Here is a 17,234-nt window from a genome sequence, read left to right as displayed (position 1 = left end):
TACCCAAGACCCGACCCACCTCACGCTGGGACGATACAAGCTAGGGCCGGGCAGCAATAGCCATTAGTATGATATTTCCGAAAGTGGGCTTGCTGACGCAAATTGTCTTAATCAACTGATGTTTGCATTATTGTATATACATCCAACTACACGGATACGATGAACTGCAGACGGCGTTTTTTCCGCTTTTCCCTTTCTGTGGCGTTGGATGAACGTTGCACCCGTGGCCATGGGGCTATATGGCCTTGTTCGCGGTGAGCTTTGCCGCGTTGGCCTAGCAGTTTCAATGGCCCTGACGCACACGAACGGCTAGGGTTGCTCAGCTTACCGCTGTTCATGTTTATGACCCTTTACTCTTTAGCAACGCTGTTTCCTTTGCTAACGAGACGGCGTTGCTAAAGGGCTGCGTCGGCAGTTTCTGTGGCTGTATTGTTTGGGCCTGCCACTGAGTTACGTGGGCCGGACGGCCGCGTTTGTGATGCTGCTGGCGGTGGCCGCGACGTTTCTGCTCGCCCATTCGCCCCGCCAACAGCATATTGGCACAGCGCTGGCCGCGACAGCGGCGGCCCTGTTGGGCATAGGTATCAAGCATGCTGGTGCATCATTCCTACACGGGGCAACACGGTATTCAAGGCCCAACGTTTCTGGGACAATAACCTGCAGTGGCCCATATTGCCCCTCTAGAACTGAGGTAGCACATTTCCCGCTCATTTTGAAGCACTCTCGTTTCTGATTCGCGGAGGCTGCACGGTGGGCCTAGCCTGGCGATATTCGCGTTGGCCTACCTATGCGGGGTGATGTTTATCAAGGTAGGGCTACCTGGGGGGTGTGCTGGTAAGCCTGAGCTTCTAACTATATTAATCCATATTCCTTGCTGCTGTTGGCAACGTTCATGAGTCAAGTTCGGCTTTCAAACCAGCGGTTGCTACTGCTATTTGGCTTGATGGAATTGACTTGGGTAACTCTGTTTGGAGCATACGGCTATATTCGCACTTTTCTCGGTTTTACCCTTGTAAGTTTTTACGCAATGCTATGGCTACTTAATGCCCATCAGTACCCACTAGTTCGTCGCTACGCGCTGTTGCCGAAACTGTTCTTTTACTTATGTTATGCTGCTGTTCTGTGTTCTTCGGCATGAGTGGGTTGTTAAATCCTTTTCTATACAGGGTGAGGTGGTCTAGGCAAGGTGGACAGAAGCAGGACGTATCTTTCTTCTGTTATGGCAACCAAAACCAGCGGGGCGTCGCCCGACAAACGGCGTAAATTACGACGACGGCCCCCACCGCCCCGAACCGCGTGTGGGTGGGCGACATTACCTGCCTGCCGCGCCAAGGCGGCGGCTGGTTGTATTTGGCCGTGTGGCTAGACCGCTGCTCGCGCAAAGTCGTCGGCTGGGACGTGCGCGACACGATGCCGGAGGACCTCGTGAGCGAAGCCCTGCGCCGCGCGTTGGCCGTGCGCCAGCCCCGGCGGGCCTCGTCGTGCACTCCGACTTAAGTGACGCCGCGGCGTCACCATGGGCAGCCAATACACGGCTACCCGCTTCAAGCAACTGCTTGCCCGCCACGGGGCCGTGGCGAGCATGAGCCGGCGCGGCAACTGCTACGACAACGCCCACGCTGAGTCCTTTTGGAGCCGTTTCAAAGCCGAACTACTCGACGGCGGCCGCTTCCCCGGCCTGGCCGAAGCCAAGCTCGAAATCAGCCACCACATGGCCTACTACAACGCCGAGCGACACCACTCGGCGCTCGGCTACCAATCGCCCAACCACTTCGAAACCCACTTTCAAACCACGTCCCAATTGTGTCTAGCTTAGCTAGATCACTTCAGGGTTCCCCTTCGTGTTTCTTTTACAGCGAGTTTGCTATCATACCGAGGCCATACTTCCTGTATTAATACGCGAAATTTTTGGAAACTCCTAACCAACAACTTGTGCCTAGATGAAGTGGCACTGTTGGACAGTTTATCAACCCAGTTTTGACTATTCTTACGAGAGCACATTTAGCTACGATGCCTACATTTGACTTCATGAAGGAACTACTAAAAAAAATAATCAAAAGCCTGCCCATTGCTTTTACTAGGAATCAACAATACGACCGGGACACTGAACAGGTGTTGCGCAGGGTACTTCATTCAAAGGCTAATTGCGTAGACGTGGGCTGCCACAAAGGCGAGGTGCTTGACGTAATGCTCCGCAAGGTCAGCATTATGGGTTTGAGCCTATACCTGCTTTATCTCAGAACCTTAAAAAGAAATTCACTAACCGCCCCAACTGTCACTTCTACGAATTGGGCTTGAGCAATGCCTCCGGTGAAACCTCGTTCAACTACGTGGTGAGCAACCCAGCATATAGCGGCTTTTTGAAACGCAAATATGACCGTGACAATGAAGAAGACACCTTAATAAAGGTACGTAAGGAGCGGCTAGATAAGGTGCTACCTGCCGATATTCATATCGACCTAATTAAAATTGACGTAGAAGGGGCCGAGTTACAGGTGTTACAAGGTGCCATGGGCATTATCGAAGCAAGTCGACCCATCATTGTGTTTGAGCATGGTTTGGGAGGCTCCGATTTCTACGGTACGCGCCCCGAGCATCTTTATGACCTGCTCACCCAGCCTAGTCTCAATATGCACATTTCAACCATGGCACACTGGCTAGCTGGTCGCTCGGCCTTCTCCCGCTACGAACTGGTGCAGCAATTTGAGCAGCGGCTGAATTACTACTTTATTGCTTACCCGGCTGAGCAAGGCTCTAAACGCTGAGTAATTATAATGCTGTTTGCTAAACAATAATCATTGTGCGTTCTGCTACGAGGGGTGCTACGATTTTTTCCTTCCATCTATGTTTTAATCACATAAGTCATGATAACCCGGCCTTTTAATGTTCAACAGTGGATTGACGAACACCGTCATTTGCTGAAACCCCCAGTGGGCAATCAGCAAGTTTTCAAGGATAACAAAGATTTTATCGTGATGGTGGTGGGTGGCCCTAATGCCCGTAAAGACTACCACGTGGACGCAGGCGAAGAGCTGTTTTGGCAAATTGAAGGCACCATGACCGTTAAAATCATTGAGGATGGACAGCCAGTAGATATTACCATTGGGCCTGGTGAGATATTTCTGCTGCCACCCCATGTGCCGCACTCGCCCCGCCGCCCCGCTGGCACTGTGGGAATTGTGCTCGAACGCTATCGCGAGGCTGGCGAACAGGACGGCTTTCAGTGGTATTGCGAGCACTGTGGCAATAAACTTCACGAGGAATTTGCTGAAATCACAGATATTGTAGCCCAGCTGCCGCCCATCATGAGCAAGTTCTGGGCCTCGGAGGAGTTGCGTACTTGCCAAAAATGCGGCACGGTAATGCTGCCACCCGCCCCGCCATCAGCAGCTTGAGTTCCGGTTGCCCTATTCCTCCCGCCCTCCTCCGTCCCACCCGTGCTGAGCATTGACATTCACACTCATATTCTGCCGGAGCGCTGGCCCGATCTGGCGGAACGCTACGGCTATGGCGGCTTTATCCGGCTGGAGCACCACAAGCCGTGTTGTGCTCGCATGATGCAGGATGATAAGTTCTTTCGGGAGGTGCAGGATAATTGCTGGGACCCCGCCGTCCGCCTGCGCGAGTACGACCAGTTTGGCGTGCAGGTGCAGGTGTTGAGCACTGTGCCCGTCATGTTCAGCTACTGGGCGCAGCCGCTTGACTGCCTCGATTTAAGCCAATTGCTGAACGACCACATTGCTGATGTGGTGCGCCGCTACCCTACCCGTTACGTCGGTCTGGGCACCCTACCCATGCAGGCGCCTAACTTAGCGGTTCGTGAGTTAGAGCGGTGCATGAAAATCGGTATGGCTGGGGTACAAATCGGTTCTCATATCAACGACTGGAATCTCGACCAGCCGGAGCTTTTCGAAGTTTTTGCTGCCGCAGAGGAATTGGGAGCCTGCGTGTTTGTGCACCCCTGGGACATGATGGCGCAGCAGAAAATGCCCAAATACTGGCTACCGTGGCTAGTAGGCATGCCCGCTGAAAGCACACTGGCACTCTGCTCACTGATATTTGGCGGCGTACTGGAACGGCTGCCCAATCTGCGCGTAGCAGTAGCCCACGGCGGCGGCTCATTTGCCAGTACCATCGGGCGCATCGAGCATGGCTGGCAAGTACGGCCCGACCTCTGCGCGGTAGACAACCCCCACAACCCGCGCACTTACCTGGGCCGGTTTTGGGTCGACTCGCTGGTGCACGACCCGCTGATGCTGGAATATCTGGTGAAAACGCTGGGGGCTGATAAAATCACGCTCGGCACAGATTACCCCTTCCCGTTGGGCGAGTTGGAGCCGGGTCTGCTTATCAAATCCATGCCTTTTTCAGATGAAATCAAAGCCCGGATGCTGGGGCAGAATGCGCTGGATTGGCTGGGGCTGAGCGCTAAGCGGTTTGGTCTTGGCCTGGGAACTGTCTTGCACACGTACGAAGGCGACAAAGCAGGGCTATAACCTTTTGTTAGCATCTGCGTGGGCTTTGCACCGACCTTTGCCTTTATGAGTGCCGTTTCTTCACCCGCTGCCTACCTCGACGCTACTGACCCGCTGGCTCCCTTCCGCCAGGAATTCCATATTCCGGCTGGCCCAGATGGTCGACCCTGCGTCTATTTCTGCGGCAATTCCCTGGGCCTGCAGCCCAAGGCCGCCCGCGCGGCTGTGGAGCAGGAGTTCGAAGCCTGGGAGCGGCTGGGCGTGGAAGGCCATTTCCACGGGACCTCGCCCTGGATGCACTATCACGAAACCCTGACGGAGGCTTCGGCCCGCCTGGTGGGGGCCCTGCCAGTTGAAGTGGTGGTGATGAATAGCCTGACTGTAAACCTGCATCTGCTACTGGTGTCGTTTTACCGCCCCACGGGCTCGCGCTACAAGATTCTCATGGAAGGCGGCGCCTTTCCCTCCGACCAATATGCTATCGAAAGCCAGGCGCGTCTGCATGATCTTGACCCGGCAGAAGTTATTGTGGAACTGGTGCCCCGCCCCGGCGAGCACACGCTGCGCACGGAAGACATTACAGCCAAAATTCAGGAGCTTGGCGACTCGTTGGCAACGATTCTCATCGGGGGCGTAAATTATTATACCGGACAGGCGTTTGACATGGCCACCATCACGCGGGCGGGCCATACGGTGGGCGCCTACGTCGGCTTCGACCTGGCTCACGCGGCTGGCAACCTGGAGATGCACTTGCACGATTGGGACGTGGACTTTGCCTGCTGGTGCTCTTATAAATACCTTAACTCGGGGCCTGGCGGTACTTCCGGCGTATTCGTGCACGAGCAGTTTGCTAATCGCCCCGACCTCGTGCGCCTGGCCGGCTGGTGGGGCCACGACCCTTCTGATAGGTTCCAGATGAAAAAGGGCTTCCGACCCATGGCCGGGGCCGCGGGCTGGCAGCTTTCGAACGCTCAGATTTTCCCGATGGCTATTCACCGCGCCAGCCTCGACATCGTGGACCGGGCCGGGGGCATGGCCGCACTCCGGCGTAAAAGCGAACGGCTCACGGAGCAGCTCGAAACCCTCATTCGGGAGTTGGCGTTGCCCAGCGCGCAACTGGAAATCATCACCCCGGCCGACCCCGCGCAGCGTGGCTGCCAACTCTCGGTGCTGGTACACCAGCGCGGACGGGAGCTATTTGATTTTCTGGCCAGCCAAGGTATCATCGCCGACTGGCGCGAGCCCAACGTCATTCGCCTAGCACCCGTGCCGCTCTATAATTCGTTTGAGGACGTACACCGGGTAGGCAAGGCGTTGGCTCGGTTCTTTAAATGAAAAGTCAAGAACGAGGAATGAAGCATTAGCAACAAGGTTCTTCCTCTTACTTCCTGTAATTCTTCATTTCTCGTTCTTCATTCCTCATTCAACTCTATGGAAGATTACGCCGCCAAGATGCTGCTCAAGTCCGACGCGGCCCTGCGCGAATACGTGACCGGCCATGTTCAATACCGGGAGGCGGCGGTGCTGGCCGCCCTCGATGAATTGCGCCGCCGCGGGCAGCCCGCGCCCGAAGAAGCGGCCCTACGCCCTGGTCTGGAGGAGGCCGCCAGGGCTCAGCGCGCCCAGGAAGAAGCCGCAGAAGCCGAGCGTCGGCGAGCCATTGCTACCGCTGACCTTACCGTGGATGAAGCCACAGGGCCAGCGCTTTATTCACCGGTCACCATCGTGCTTTTCTCCATCCCCTTCACCCTGCTGGCCGGTGGCACCCTGCTAGCGCTGAACCTATGGCGGCTCGACCGCAAGCGTGCACTGCTTGGGCTGATACTATTTGTGGGTGTGTACTTGCTTGTTGGTGTCTTGGCTTTGCAATGGGCGCTTCCGCGCTACGGGTTGAGTTCTTGGTACGGGCCGATGTTCAATTTCCCCGCTATTCTGGTCTATGTTTTGTGGTTCTGGCCGCGTTATGTCGGTACGGGCAATTATCGTAGTCGGAGTTGGCTGCTGCCTTTGCTGGTGTGTTTCGGCGTGGTGTTTGGCATTCAAAAGCTCAATGACTACCTGATTAAGAAGCAGCCCAAAGAAGTGCGCGAACAGTTGGAACGCATCATGCCGCGCAACTAGCCTCGCGCTAACTTCGGCACCCTACGTCCGGCAACTTCCGCCAAATCGAGTAGTGCTGAAGCTTGAATTGCCAACGGTTGCGCACCAGCATTTATTATGCCTCTTGCTCCACTCCCCCTGCCACAGGCTGACCTGCTTTTCGAACCTACGTTTCTCCCGGCTGCTGAAGCGGACGCTCTTCTCGCGCACCTCACTGCCGAGGTAGCGTGGGAGCAACGGTCCATCCGCCTATTTGGGCAGCAGGTACCACAGCCCCGTCTCACGGCGTGGTACGGCGATACGGCAGCGCGCTACACCTACTCCGGCCTCACCTGGGAGCCCCGTCCCTGGACGCCCACGCTACTCGCCTTACGTCAACGTGTAGAAGCGGCTACCGGCACTCCCTTCAATAGTGTGTTGCTGAACCGCTACCGCGACGGTCGTGACAGCATGGGCTGGCACTCGGATGATGAGCCGGAGTTGGGACCCGCCCCGGCCATTGCCTCCCTCAGCCTGGGCGCTACCCGCCGCTTTCGCCTGCGGCCCTACCGGGCACAATTCCGGGCAGGGCTTGCTGAAGCACCTTTCGGCCTCGACTTACCCAACGGCAGCTTGCTGCTCATGCGCGGCCCGACGCAGCAATACTGGCAGCACGCCCTGCCTAAAACTACTCGCCCCGTTGGGCCGCGGCTCAATCTGACTTTCCGGTGGGTAATGCCAACTGGCTTGTAAACAAAACGCCCCGGCCAGGAGTTGGCCGGGGCGTTTTGTTTACGGAAGTACGGAGTCTATTTGATATCGAACAGTAAACCGCCGTATACAATGCGGCCGAAGCTGGGGGCCCCATATACTTGAAAGTTGGTTGTATCAAATAGGTTAGTACCGCCAACTTGTACGGTCGTGTGCAGACTCTTGATGGTATAGCCCACCTGCGCATCCACAATCTGGGTAATGGGCAGGGTACCGGTGGCAAAAGTCGACTCGTAGAGAAAGCTGTCGACCCAACGGTAGTTAAGGTTATAGTTCAGGGCACGGTTTAGGGCTTGGCCGTCGAAGCCGAGGTTGAACTTGTGGCGGGGCGTATTGAAGAACGACTGGGTGCCTGCCTTAAAGTCCTCGGTAATAAGATCGTTGAAGCTATAGTTGCCGCTCAACGTGAGAGCTGGGGCAAACGCATAGGTCAGCGTCAGGCCGGCCCCCTGGCTTTGCACCCGCTGGTCCACATTGGCCGCGATTTGGATGCTGCGGGCAGAGGCGTTGCTAAGTTCTGCGGCGGTAGGACGGCTACCGTTCAAGTTACCGATAAAGTTCTGAGTAGCAATAAAGTTATTGTATGTATTATAGAAATAATCAACGTCAACGTACAGCTTTTTAGCCAATTGGGCACGGTAACCCGCTTCGTAGCTGTTCACCTCCTCCAGTTTAAGACTCGAAGCGCTGTACTCGTAGGTGGCCAGTTCGGCGGCCCGGCTGGGGGAGAGAATGGTATTGTCGGCCAATACTTTGCTACCTAAGGCAGGAGTATAGCCCTGGAAGCCCCCGCGCACGTTGCCCAGAAATACGGCCCGGCCCACATCGAGGCGAATGTACTGGTCGCTCTGCGTAGGCGACCGGAAGGCGCGGCTGAAGCTGGCGCGGAAGTTCTGCTGCTTGTCGGCACCCACCGAATACACCACCGAGGCACGAGGCGAAAACGCTGTGCCGAAGTTCTGAAACCGGTCGACGCGGCCGGCCGCCGCCAGCTTCAAATGGTCATTGAGCAATATTTTACTAGCCTGGGCATAGCCCCCATATTCGTAGTTCTTAATTCGTTCACCCTCGCGGGTATCTTCGAACAAGCTACCATCGGAACCCAGCAAAAACTGACGGTATGCCCCCCCAACAGTCAGATTAACGAAGCTATTATTAAACGTGTACTGGCCGCTGCCTTCATTGATGACGGAACGAAGCACTACCCGCGCCCCTTTGCCGGGGGTCAGGTCGTGCACAATCTGGTCGCGAGCTGCGGTAAATTCCGGAGTGCCGGGTCGCAACAGAGTGGGGGTAGCGGCGGCCAGGGCGGCAGCAGTAGCCGCCGTAACGCCTTCTCCTTCGTTGAGCTTACTTGCCAGTGTAGCCAGGTAGGTGTCCCTGTAGCGTTGAACATAGGTGGTAGTGGAGCCAGGAATTAGCTGGGTTTGGAGGAAGTTTCCCAGGAAGCCTAAGTTGTATGACCCATCGGCCCGAGGGTCACGCTCGCCTGAGAAGTCGCGCGTGGTGAAGGCGCGCAGAAACCAATTATTCCCTTCTACCTGCACCCGGCCCTGGTGCGCGCCACTGTTAATGAAGCGGTACCGGCTAGCATTCTGGTACGTTGTGTTGGCCTGTGTGTATCGATAATCCACTGTGGCCTTTACACTGCTAGAGAGCAACACCGACAAACTCGGTGCTACCTTATAGGAATGAGTTTTGTTATCGTTGGCTATCAGTTCTTTTTCCGAATAGCCGGGTAGAAAAATAGTTTTGTCGCGCAGCTCTGCCGGCGTAGTCACCGTCTGACTGGTAGATGGGACGGTGGTAGATGGGTCGGTGAATGTTTCGCTATTAAAGGTGTACACTCCCACGTCACCATAACGGCTCACGGCATCGTAGCCTAGGCTCGAGCCGGCCGGGTTGTTACCGGGCTCAATTAAAGCAGAAGTTGCCGCTTGGTTATCAGCAATAAAATCATTGGCTTGGATGGCCTCGCCCGAAATTTTAAAAGCTATCCGGTTCCCGATTTTAACTGCGTAGCGCAATTGGCCATCGAGCAGATTACGATTACCACCACGCAGGCGCACGGTCAGGCCGGGGTCCCGGAACGGGTCTTTGGAGTTAGTGAGCAGTACCCCATTGAAGGCGTTGGCTCCGTAAAGGGCCGAGGCCGGGCCGTGCACCACTTCCACGCTGGCCACATCGAGCACCGGCATCCCCAATAAGTTGCCGAAATTACTGCTCAGGCTGGGCAGTTGAGTATCCATGTAGTCGGCGAGCTGGATAACCCGCTCCGAGCGCGAAGAGTTAAAGCCTCGCGTGCTGAAGCTGGTAGTGAGCATACTGGAGCTGCTTACGTCGATGCCCTTGAATCGGCCCAGCCCGGTCACAATGTCGGGCGTACTGATTTGCTCTACCTGGCGCTGGTCGAGCTTCTCCACCGTTACCGGTACCTGACCGATGCTCTCCTCCACACGAGAGGCTGCCACTACTATCTGGTCGAGTACGGCACTGGGCCGCAGAATAATCGACAGGGCATTTTCGGGGCCATTTAGTGGCAACTCTTGAGTTTCGTACCCGATAAATGATACAGCCAGCACCAGTGCTCCCTTACCAAAATCCGCTTTTAGCTGAAACTGTCCTTCTTCGTTGGTGCTGCTGCCCGTGTAGGTTCCTCTAATAAATACAGTGGCTCCTGGCAGAGGGATACCAGCTTCGGTTTGCACCGTACCGCTGATGGATTGAATATCCTGTGCCCAACTGCTCAACGGCAACAATAGGCAAAGGAGAACGCGCAAATAAATTTTACTCATAGTGGCCAATCTTCAAAATTCGGCCGCAAAGCTACTCGTTCTCCACCTCAAAAATCAGCATTCACGTATTGTCTTAACATGAACCATTATTAGAGTTTAATTATATGAACAATAATTGGTTAGTATCTAATATCCGGATGGCCAAGCAGTTGCGGGTCCCCATCTTCGCCTACCACATAATCACCGATTTGCAATACTGTGGCCACCGGCGGCAACGGCGTGAATGAAGGCGTCAGGGTGCGCCGCCAAGCGGCTATGCTAGGAGCATGCTCACTCGCTGCGAAAGGCAGTGCCATCATTACGACCCGGCGAGCAGCCGTGCGACCACGTTGGCGTATATACCCTACTCGCTTATAACGAAATCGAAAATGAGTCATAGCTGAAGATGTTTTAGTTATAATTACTCAAAGGTGCCGCTACTAACGCTGAGCACCTAATTTTTCCGACTAAAACAAATAACTGCCCGCTGAACATCAATAATGACACGATGAACTATGTTAGCAGCCAGTTAAAAAGCGCTGTTGCTTCCGGAGCGCTAGAACAGTAGTAGTTTCGTTTCCTCTTTGCCTTGTTTTTCTCATTTATGGCCTCCGCTGTTTCACCCTCCCCCACCGCCGAGCCCCTTACCGTGATGGGCGCTGGGCTAGTTGGCTCTCTGCTCTCGCTTTATCTGGCCCGGCGTGGACACCCCGTCCAAGTGTTTGAGCGTCGGACCGATCCGCGTCGCGCGGGCTTCCAGGAAGGTCGCTCCATCAACCTAGCTTTATCTGACCGCGGCTGGCGTGCTCTGGAGGGCGTCGGCGCGGGCGACGACATCCGTCAGGTGGGCATTCCAATGACGGGCCGCATCATGCACGACGTGCACGGCAACCTCACCCGACAGCCCTACGGCCAGGATGGTCAGGCCATTTATTCTGTCAACCGCGGTCATCTCAACCGCCGGCTGCTCGACCTGGCCGAGGCTCAGCCCAACGTGCATTTTCATTTTGGTCAGCAATGCCTGGGCATCGACTTGAAACAGCAGCACTTGAACCTGTTCGACACGGCTACCCAGCAAGAACACACTGAGCCCTACACCCGTCTCTTTGGCACCGATGGTGCGTTTTCGGCTGTGCGCGGGGCCTTGCAGAAAACGGACCGCTACAACTACTCGCAAGATTATCTGGAGTACGGCTATAAGGAGCTAACTATTGCTGCCGGTCCCGAGGGAGAATGGCAACTAGAGAAAAACGCCCTCCATATCTGGCCGCGGGGACAATACTTGATGATTGCGCTACCCAATCTCGACGGCTCTTTCAACTGCACGCTGTTTTTTCCTTACGAAGGAGCTGAGAGCTTCGCCGCGCTGCAAACGCCGACCGACGTGACGGCCTTTTTCGACCGCGTCTTTCCCGATGCGCGGCCGCTGATGCCAGCCCTCACCGAGGAGTTTTTTGCCCACCCTACCGGCTCGCTGGTTACCATTCGCTGCTATCCCTGGAAATACGATGATGACGTGCTGCTGCTTGGCGATGCCTCGCACGCCATCGTTCCCTTCTATGGGCAAGGCATGAACGCCGGCTTCGAAGATTGCAGCGTGCTCAATGAACTGCTGGATAAGCACGGCGACACCGCCTGGCCCGCCATTTTCGCCGAATTTCAGGTCCAGCGCAAGCCCAATGCCGACGCTATGGCTGACTTAGCGCTCTACAACTTCACGGAAATGCGCGACCGGGTAGCCGACCCGCGATTCCTGCTGCAAAAGAAGATTGAGGCAAAAATCGCAGTTCAATACCCCGGCCGTTGGACGCCGCTTTATTCGCAGGTCACGTTTTCGCACACCCCCTACGCCGAAGCCTGGGCCGCCGGCCAACGTCAGGATGCCATTATGGCCCGCCTCATGCCACACATTCAAACCGAAGCTGATTTCGACCAGCCAGCCGTCCAGGCCCTGGTGCAGCAAGAAATGAATTTGCTGCTGTAACATCCGCAATCGCATGCAGCACGCTTCTTATCTTATACAACAGGATACCGGCAACCCTGAAGCATGGAATAGGGCCGCTTAAATGGTTATCCATCGCGTGAATCACCATTGAGTATCGTTCGAAAACATCCGCCGGAAAGCTAAGCTTACAATGAATGTACCCTTCTCACGATTTGAGCATTAGCTCTTGCAAAATTACGCACGGTTCCTTTTCAAAATTTCTATTTGCGGCTGGTTGTGGGGTTTTGCCCCCTAAGTGGTTACTTTACTATTGGCGAACGAATAATCTTTCTCGGCGGACGCTTTGCACACTATCACCTTTCCTGCTTTTCATATGCTAACCTGTGCTATTATTGACGACGACGAAATTAATCGTCTGACCCTCGAACATTATGTCGAGCTCACGCCCAATCTCAAGCTAAAATGCTCTTTGGCTGATGGTATTGCCGGCCTCACCTTCTTTCGTGAGGGAGGAAGGGTAGATATATTATTCCTCGATATTGAGATGCCTCACCTCAGTGGATTGGAATTATTACGGGTGCTTACTGATCCACCCGAAGTCATTATTACCACCGCCCGCCAGGACTTTGCCGTCGATGCGTTTGAGTTGCGCGTGACCGATTATTTGGTTAAGCCATTTGACTTTGCGCGCTTCACGCAAGCCGTGCAACGGGTGCAGCCGCGCCACAACAGCCCTCCATCAACGGCCGAAACCTCCACCAATGCGGACCTGTTTGTGAAGGTGAACAGCCGCATGGTCCGCATCAATTTCGACGAAGTGCTCTACGTCGAAGCCCTATCCGATTACGTCAACATCGTTACGCTGAAGCATAAGTACATCGTTTACACTACTCTTAAGGCGCTGGAAAACCGCCTAAGCCAATTTGCCCACTTTATTCGGGTGCACCGCAGCTATCTGCTCAATACGCAGCACATCGAGTCGATTGAGGACAACACGGCCAACCTGCGCGGTGGTCATTTTGTACCCATCGGCAAATCGTATCAGGACGGGTTCTACAAGAGCCTGCAACGCATCTAGCCGCGGGCAGTATGGGAGTTTACTACTAGCCATTCACTTGTTGGTACACCGGCAGCTCGTAGAATGGCCGTAATAGTCGCACGACGTCCAAGGCATCAGCCAGGGCTTCGTGCGCTACTTCGCGGTCGTCGAAACGGGCGCGGGCTTTGCAGATGCTCATAGTGGGCAGGCGCGAGTCTTTATGCCAGTTAAGGTAGAACGTGGCCGGGTCGAGCATGGCGGGCTCGGCGCGCACAAAGGTGCCCCAGCCGGGCAACTCTTTGAGAAAGCCGAGGTCGTAGGAGGCGATGTTTTTGCCGGCCATGGTTACGGTTACGCACTCCTTTTTGTCGGGCCGGAAGCCGTGGGCCAGCAGGAACTCGCGGAGTTGGGGCAGTAGCTCGTCTGGGCTGCACAGTTCGGGGTTGGGTATTTTCTGAGCCAGTTCGACAAGCAAGCGGGCATTCAGGGCCAGGGCACCAGCGGTACCGAGGTATTCGGAATGGCGCACTACGCGCCGGAAAGCGGGCAGTTCCGCGAGCGGCAGGGGACGGCGGCTGTCTTCGACAACGGCGGCTAACTCCAGCACTTGGTGGCGGCTAGGGTTGGGGCCAGAAGTTTCAAGGTCGAGAGAGACGTAGCGCATAAGCTGGTGTACGCAATTGTGGCAGAGTCGAAAAGGCTGTGCCGTATAAAAGTCGCCATCAATCCCGAAGTTATAGCGGGTGCGAGTTTCTATAACTTCGGGAAAAACTCGGCTCTTTTGGCTAAAGCCGGACAATCGACGTACCATTCGCTACCGTACTTTCGCCTACTATGACCGACACTGCTGCTCCCACCGCTCCCAAGAAGCTTTTCCTGCTCGACGCTTTTGCCCTGATTTACCGCTCACACTTCGCGTTTAGCAAAAACCCGCGCATCAATTCCAAGGGCATGAACACTGGGGCCGTGCTCGGCTTCACCAACACGCTGGTGGAAGTGCTGCAAAAGGAAAAACCTACGCACATTGGCGTGTGCTTCGATGGGCCGAAAAAGACTTTTCGTCACGAGCAATTTGCCGCCTATAAAGCTCAGCGCCAGGCCATGCCCGAGGATATTGGCATCGCCATTCCCTACATTAAGAAAATTATCCAGGGCTTCCACATTCCCATCCTCATGCTGGATGGCTTTGAGGCCGATGACGTGATTGGGACGCTGGCCCAGAAGGCAGAAAAGCAGGGCTTCGAGGTATTTATGATGACCCCCGACAAGGACTATTGCCAGCTGGTGACGAAGAATATCAAAATTTACCGCCCGGCTTTTATGGGCAACGCGGCGGAGATTCTGGACGTGGCCCACGTGCTGGCCCGTTTCGAGATTGAGCGGGTGGAGCAGGTGATTGATATCCTGGGCCTGCAAGGCGACGCTTCCGACAACATTCCTGGTATTCCGGGCATCGGTGAAAAGACGGCCAAGGCCCTGATCCAGAAATACGGCTCGGTGGAAAATCTGCTGGCCAACGTGGACGACCTCAAGGGCAAGCAGCAGGAAAACGTGCGCAACTTCGCCGAACAGGGCCTGCTGAGCAAGGAGCTGGCCACCATCCACGTGAACGTGCCGCTGGAGTTTGAGCCCGAAAAGCTGGTGCTTGACGCGCCGGATGAGGCCGCGCTGCGTGAGCTGTTTGACGAGTTGGAGTTCCGGCAATTGGCAGCTCGTATTCTGAGTGGCGGGGGGCCAGCCCGCACGCCAGCCAGCGTGGCCAAGCCCGGCACCACCGGCGCCCGGCGGCCCAAAGTCGCGGCCGCTGGTCAGGCGTCGCTCTTTGGTAATCCTGGCGAAGCGGCCGTGGCCATCGGAGCCGAGGAGGGCGAAACCGGCCAGTTTGGCGCCCCCAACGGGCCGCGCCGACGGCTGGAGGACGTGCCGTACCAATATCATTTGATTGACACGTCAGAGCTGCGCAAGTCGCTGTTGAGCTTTCTGTTGCAGCAAACGGAGGTCAGCTTCGACACCGAAACTACCGGGCTGGATATTATGACGGCGCGGCTGGTGGGCCTGAGCTTCTGCTGGCTGCCGGGCGAGGCCTACTACGTGCCCGTGCCAACAGAGGACCAGGCCGCCGTGCAGGCCATTGTGGACGAATTTTGTCCGTTTTTCGAGGCGGAGCACATCCTCAAAATCGGCCAGAACGTGAAGTATGACCTCACCATTCTGCGGCACTATGGCGTGGAGGTGAGTGGGCAGCTATTTGATACCATGCTGGCCCACTACCTCATCGAGCCCGACATGCGCCACAACATGGACGTGCTGGCCGAAACCTACCTGCACTATTCGCCGGTATCAATTCTGGACCTCATCGGCCCCAAGGGCAAGAAGCAGAAAACCATGGCCGACATCCCGCCCGCCGAGGTGAAGGACTACGCCTGCGAAGATGCCGACGTGACCCTGCAGCTCAAGCACGTGTTCGAGCCTATGCTGAAGGACCTGGGCCTGCTGGGCCTGCTTAACGATGTGGAAAACCCGCTGGTGCCGGTACTGTCCAGCATCGAGTACGAGGGCGTGAAGATTGACTCCAATGCCATGAACGAGTACTCGGCTGAGCTGCAAGGGTATATTCAGGAGCTGGAAGGGCAGATTTTTGCGGAGGCCGGCGGGCCGTTCAACATTGGCTCGCCCAAGCAGCTGGGCGAAGTGCTGTTTGATAAGCTCCAGCTCGGCGGCGGCAAAATCAAGAAGACCAAAACTGGCCAGTACGCCACCGGCGAGGAAATCCTGAGCGTGCTGGCCGCCGATAACCCCATCGCCAGCCTCATCCTGGAGCACCGCCAGCTCACCAAGCTGCGCAGCACGTACGTGGAGGCCCTGCCCCAGCTGGTGAGCGTGGTCGACGGCCGCGTGCACACCAACTTCAACCAAGCCGTGACGGCTACTGGCCGCCTCAGCAGCACCAATCCTAACCTCCAGAACATTCCCATTCGCACGGAAAAGGGCCGCGAAATCCGCAAAGCTTTTGTGCCGCGCGACGAGCAGCACGTGCTGCTCGCGGCGGATTACTCGCAGGTGGAGCTACGCATCATGGCCGACTTCTCGGGCGACGCTACCATGATTGAAGCCTTCCGCCAGGGGCTGGACATCCACGCCAGCACCGCCAGCAAGGTCTTTCGTGTACCCATCGACCAAGTTGACAGCGAGATGCGCCGCAAGGCCAAGACCGTCAACTTCGGTATCATCTACGGCATTTCGGCCTTCGGCTTGGCTCAGCGCATCGGCATCAGCCGCAAGGAAGCTACCGACATTATTGAGACCTATTTCCAGGAATTCCCATCAGTGAAGGCCTTTATGGACGATAGCATCAATCGTGCCCGGGAGTTGGAATACGCCGAAACGCTGCTCAAGCGCCGCCGCTACCTGCGCGACATCAACTCGCGCAACGCCACGCTGCGCGGCTACACCGAACGCAACGCCATCAACGCCCCTATCCAGGGCACGGCCGCCGACATCATCAAAATGGCCATGATTAATATCTATCATTGGCTGCGCGAGGAAAAACTTAAGACCCGCATGATTCTGCAGGTGCATGACGAACTGGTGTTCGACGCCGTGCAGGAGGAAGTGGAGCATATCACCCCCAAAATCAAGGAACTGATGACCACAGCGCTGCTGCTGCCCCATGGCGTGCCGCTGGAAGTGGAAGTAGGCACTGGGCAGAACTGGCTGCAGGCACACTAGGACGTGTAGAAAAGCTATTTTTTGCAAGAAATAATGAATCAAGACCATCATGCCGCGCCGCGCTCGGCATGATGGTCTTGATTCATTATTTTCTACCCTTGCTAGATGTAGAGTCCCACGAAACGGTGATGTTCTGGACAAATTCCGTGGTTTGAAACCACACCACGGGTCGGGCGTTTTTGGGCCCTTGCACCGCCTTGAAGGCGTACAGCGAGGAGCTGCCACTCGTGAGAAAATCGACGGTCGGCTTGCCATGTTGATGGTAAGTTGCCATGAGCTTGATTGTAAAGAGCTATTGAATTAAATGAGTTGCTGGAATAAGAGCTTGGCTGGGTGCCCCGCGCATCCCAGCGAAGCGCATGGTACGGAGAAGCTTTTGAGCTGGCATAAGCAGGGCAGTTGAACGGTGAAAAAACTGCCGA

Annotated in this window: 13 protein-coding genes and 1 pseudogene; 11 read left to right on the top strand and 3 right to left on the bottom strand. The window is 55.8% G+C overall.

What is annotated here, in order from left to right; genetic code table 11:
- The first annotated feature begins 1,263 nt into the window (after nucleotides 1–1,263).
- The 8 genes and pseudogenes from WX88_RS27535 (at nucleotide 1,264) to WX88_RS11215 (ending at nucleotide 7,307) form a co-directional block, all read left to right on the top strand.
- Nucleotides 1,264–1,497: a DDE-type integrase/transposase/recombinase gene (locus WX88_RS27535; protein WP_082115979.1), complete on the top strand. Its 234-nt coding sequence runs from the start codon at nucleotides 1,264–1,266 to the stop codon at nucleotides 1,495–1,497.
- A gap of 19 nt (nucleotides 1,498–1,516) precedes the next feature.
- On the top strand, nucleotides 1,517–1,816 hold the full coding sequence (locus WX88_RS27530) for an integrase core domain-containing protein (protein ID WP_052732587.1): 300 nt from the start codon (nucleotides 1,517–1,519) through the stop codon (nucleotides 1,814–1,816).
- A 382-nt stretch (nucleotides 1,817–2,198) separates the two neighbouring features.
- Nucleotides 2,199–2,765, top strand: a pseudogene (locus tag WX88_RS27520) (FkbM family methyltransferase); the annotation flags it as partial.
- A 99-nt stretch (nucleotides 2,766–2,864) separates the two neighbouring features.
- Nucleotides 2,865–3,395 carry a 3-hydroxyanthranilate 3,4-dioxygenase gene (locus tag WX88_RS11235; RefSeq protein ID WP_046244446.1) on the top strand — a complete coding sequence of 177 codons (531 nt, stop codon included), beginning with the start codon at nucleotides 2,865–2,867 and terminating at the stop codon, nucleotides 3,393–3,395.
- 42 nt (nucleotides 3,396–3,437) lie between these two features.
- Nucleotides 3,438–4,496: an amidohydrolase family protein gene (locus WX88_RS11230; protein ID WP_197076750.1), complete on the top strand. Its 1,059-nt coding sequence runs from the start codon at nucleotides 3,438–3,440 to the stop codon at nucleotides 4,494–4,496.
- A gap of 45 nt (nucleotides 4,497–4,541) precedes the next feature.
- Complete coding sequence (gene kynU, locus WX88_RS11225) at nucleotides 4,542–5,810, top strand: kynureninase (protein ID WP_046244445.1); 1,269 nt, start codon at nucleotides 4,542–4,544, stop codon at nucleotides 5,808–5,810.
- A 96-nt stretch (nucleotides 5,811–5,906) separates the two neighbouring features.
- Nucleotides 5,907–6,596: a hypothetical protein gene (locus tag WX88_RS11220; RefSeq protein ID WP_046244444.1), complete on the top strand. Its 690-nt coding sequence runs from the start codon at nucleotides 5,907–5,909 to the stop codon at nucleotides 6,594–6,596.
- Nucleotides 6,597–6,692: 96 nt separating this feature from the next.
- Complete coding sequence (locus tag WX88_RS11215) at nucleotides 6,693–7,307, top strand: alpha-ketoglutarate-dependent dioxygenase AlkB family protein (protein ID WP_046244443.1); 615 nt, start codon at nucleotides 6,693–6,695, stop codon at nucleotides 7,305–7,307.
- A gap of 56 nt (nucleotides 7,308–7,363) precedes the next feature.
- Here the strand turns inward: WX88_RS11215 and WX88_RS11210 are convergent, their stop codons facing one another.
- Nucleotides 7,364–10,075 (bottom strand): TonB-dependent receptor, encoded by a 2,712-nt coding sequence (locus WX88_RS11210; RefSeq protein WP_197076749.1) that lies wholly within the window; start codon nucleotides 10,073–10,075, stop codon nucleotides 7,364–7,366.
- Between the two features lie 628 nt (nucleotides 10,076–10,703).
- Between WX88_RS11210 and WX88_RS11205 the strand changes: the two genes are divergently transcribed.
- Both WX88_RS11205 and WX88_RS11200 read left to right on the top strand, forming a co-directional pair.
- Nucleotides 10,704–12,083: an FAD-dependent oxidoreductase gene (locus tag WX88_RS11205; RefSeq protein ID WP_046244441.1), complete on the top strand. Its 1,380-nt coding sequence runs from the start codon at nucleotides 10,704–10,706 to the stop codon at nucleotides 12,081–12,083.
- A gap of 334 nt (nucleotides 12,084–12,417) precedes the next feature.
- Nucleotides 12,418–13,122 (top strand): LytR/AlgR family response regulator transcription factor, encoded by a 705-nt coding sequence (locus WX88_RS11200; protein ID WP_046244440.1) that lies wholly within the window; start codon nucleotides 12,418–12,420, stop codon nucleotides 13,120–13,122.
- A 25-nt stretch (nucleotides 13,123–13,147) separates the two neighbouring features.
- Here the strand turns inward: WX88_RS11200 and WX88_RS11195 are convergent, their stop codons facing one another.
- Nucleotides 13,148–13,747 carry a 3'-5' exonuclease family protein gene (locus WX88_RS11195; RefSeq protein WP_046244439.1) on the bottom strand — a complete coding sequence of 200 codons (600 nt, stop codon included), beginning with the start codon at nucleotides 13,745–13,747 and terminating at the stop codon, nucleotides 13,148–13,150.
- Nucleotides 13,748–13,917: 170 nt separating this feature from the next.
- On the opposite strand from WX88_RS11195, the gene polA reads away from it, so the two are divergent.
- Nucleotides 13,918–16,812 (top strand): DNA polymerase I, encoded by a 2,895-nt coding sequence (gene polA, locus WX88_RS11190; protein WP_046244438.1) that lies wholly within the window; start codon nucleotides 13,918–13,920, stop codon nucleotides 16,810–16,812.
- Nucleotides 16,813–16,897: 85 nt separating this feature from the next.
- Here the strand turns inward: polA and WX88_RS11185 are convergent, their stop codons facing one another.
- On the bottom strand, nucleotides 16,898–17,086 hold the full coding sequence (locus tag WX88_RS11185; protein WP_046244437.1) for a hypothetical protein: 189 nt from the start codon (nucleotides 17,084–17,086) through the stop codon (nucleotides 16,898–16,900).
- Nucleotides 17,087–17,234 lie beyond the last annotated feature (148 nt).

The sequence above is a fragment of the Hymenobacter terrenus genome (assembly GCF_000972495.1).
Taxonomy (GTDB): domain Bacteria; phylum Bacteroidota; class Bacteroidia; order Cytophagales; family Hymenobacteraceae; genus Hymenobacter; species Hymenobacter terrenus.
The sequence above is the reverse complement of the archived record's forward strand: the minus strand, read 5'-3'. Positions and strand labels throughout refer to the sequence as shown.

Excerpts from the sequence above, each read along its gene's own strand:
- WX88_RS27530 (WP_052732587.1), top strand. The coding sequence starts at position 1,517 with ATGGGCAGCCAATACACGGCTACCCGCTTCAAGCAACTGCTTGCCCGC.
- WX88_RS11235 (WP_046244446.1), top strand. The coding sequence starts at position 2,865 with ATGATAACCCGGCCTTTTAATGTTCAACAGTGGATTGACGAACACCGT.
- kynU (WP_046244445.1), top strand. The coding sequence starts at position 4,542 with ATGAGTGCCGTTTCTTCACCCGCTGCCTACCTCGACGCTACTGACCCG.
- WX88_RS11220 (WP_046244444.1), top strand. The coding sequence starts at position 5,907 with ATGGAAGATTACGCCGCCAAGATGCTGCTCAAGTCCGACGCGGCCCTG.
- WX88_RS11215 (WP_046244443.1), top strand. The coding sequence starts at position 6,693 with ATGCCTCTTGCTCCACTCCCCCTGCCACAGGCTGACCTGCTTTTCGAA.
- WX88_RS11205 (WP_046244441.1), top strand. The coding sequence starts at position 10,704 with ATGGCCTCCGCTGTTTCACCCTCCCCCACCGCCGAGCCCCTTACCGTG.
- WX88_RS11200 (WP_046244440.1), top strand. The coding sequence starts at position 12,418 with ATGCTAACCTGTGCTATTATTGACGACGACGAAATTAATCGTCTGACC.
- WX88_RS11195 (WP_046244439.1), bottom strand. The coding sequence starts at position 13,747 with ATGCGCTACGTCTCTCTCGACCTTGAAACTTCTGGCCCCAACCCTAGC.
- polA (WP_046244438.1), top strand. The coding sequence starts at position 13,918 with ATGACCGACACTGCTGCTCCCACCGCTCCCAAGAAGCTTTTCCTGCTC.
- WX88_RS11185 (WP_046244437.1), bottom strand. The coding sequence starts at position 17,086 with ATGGCAACTTACCATCAACATGGCAAGCCGACCGTCGATTTTCTCACG.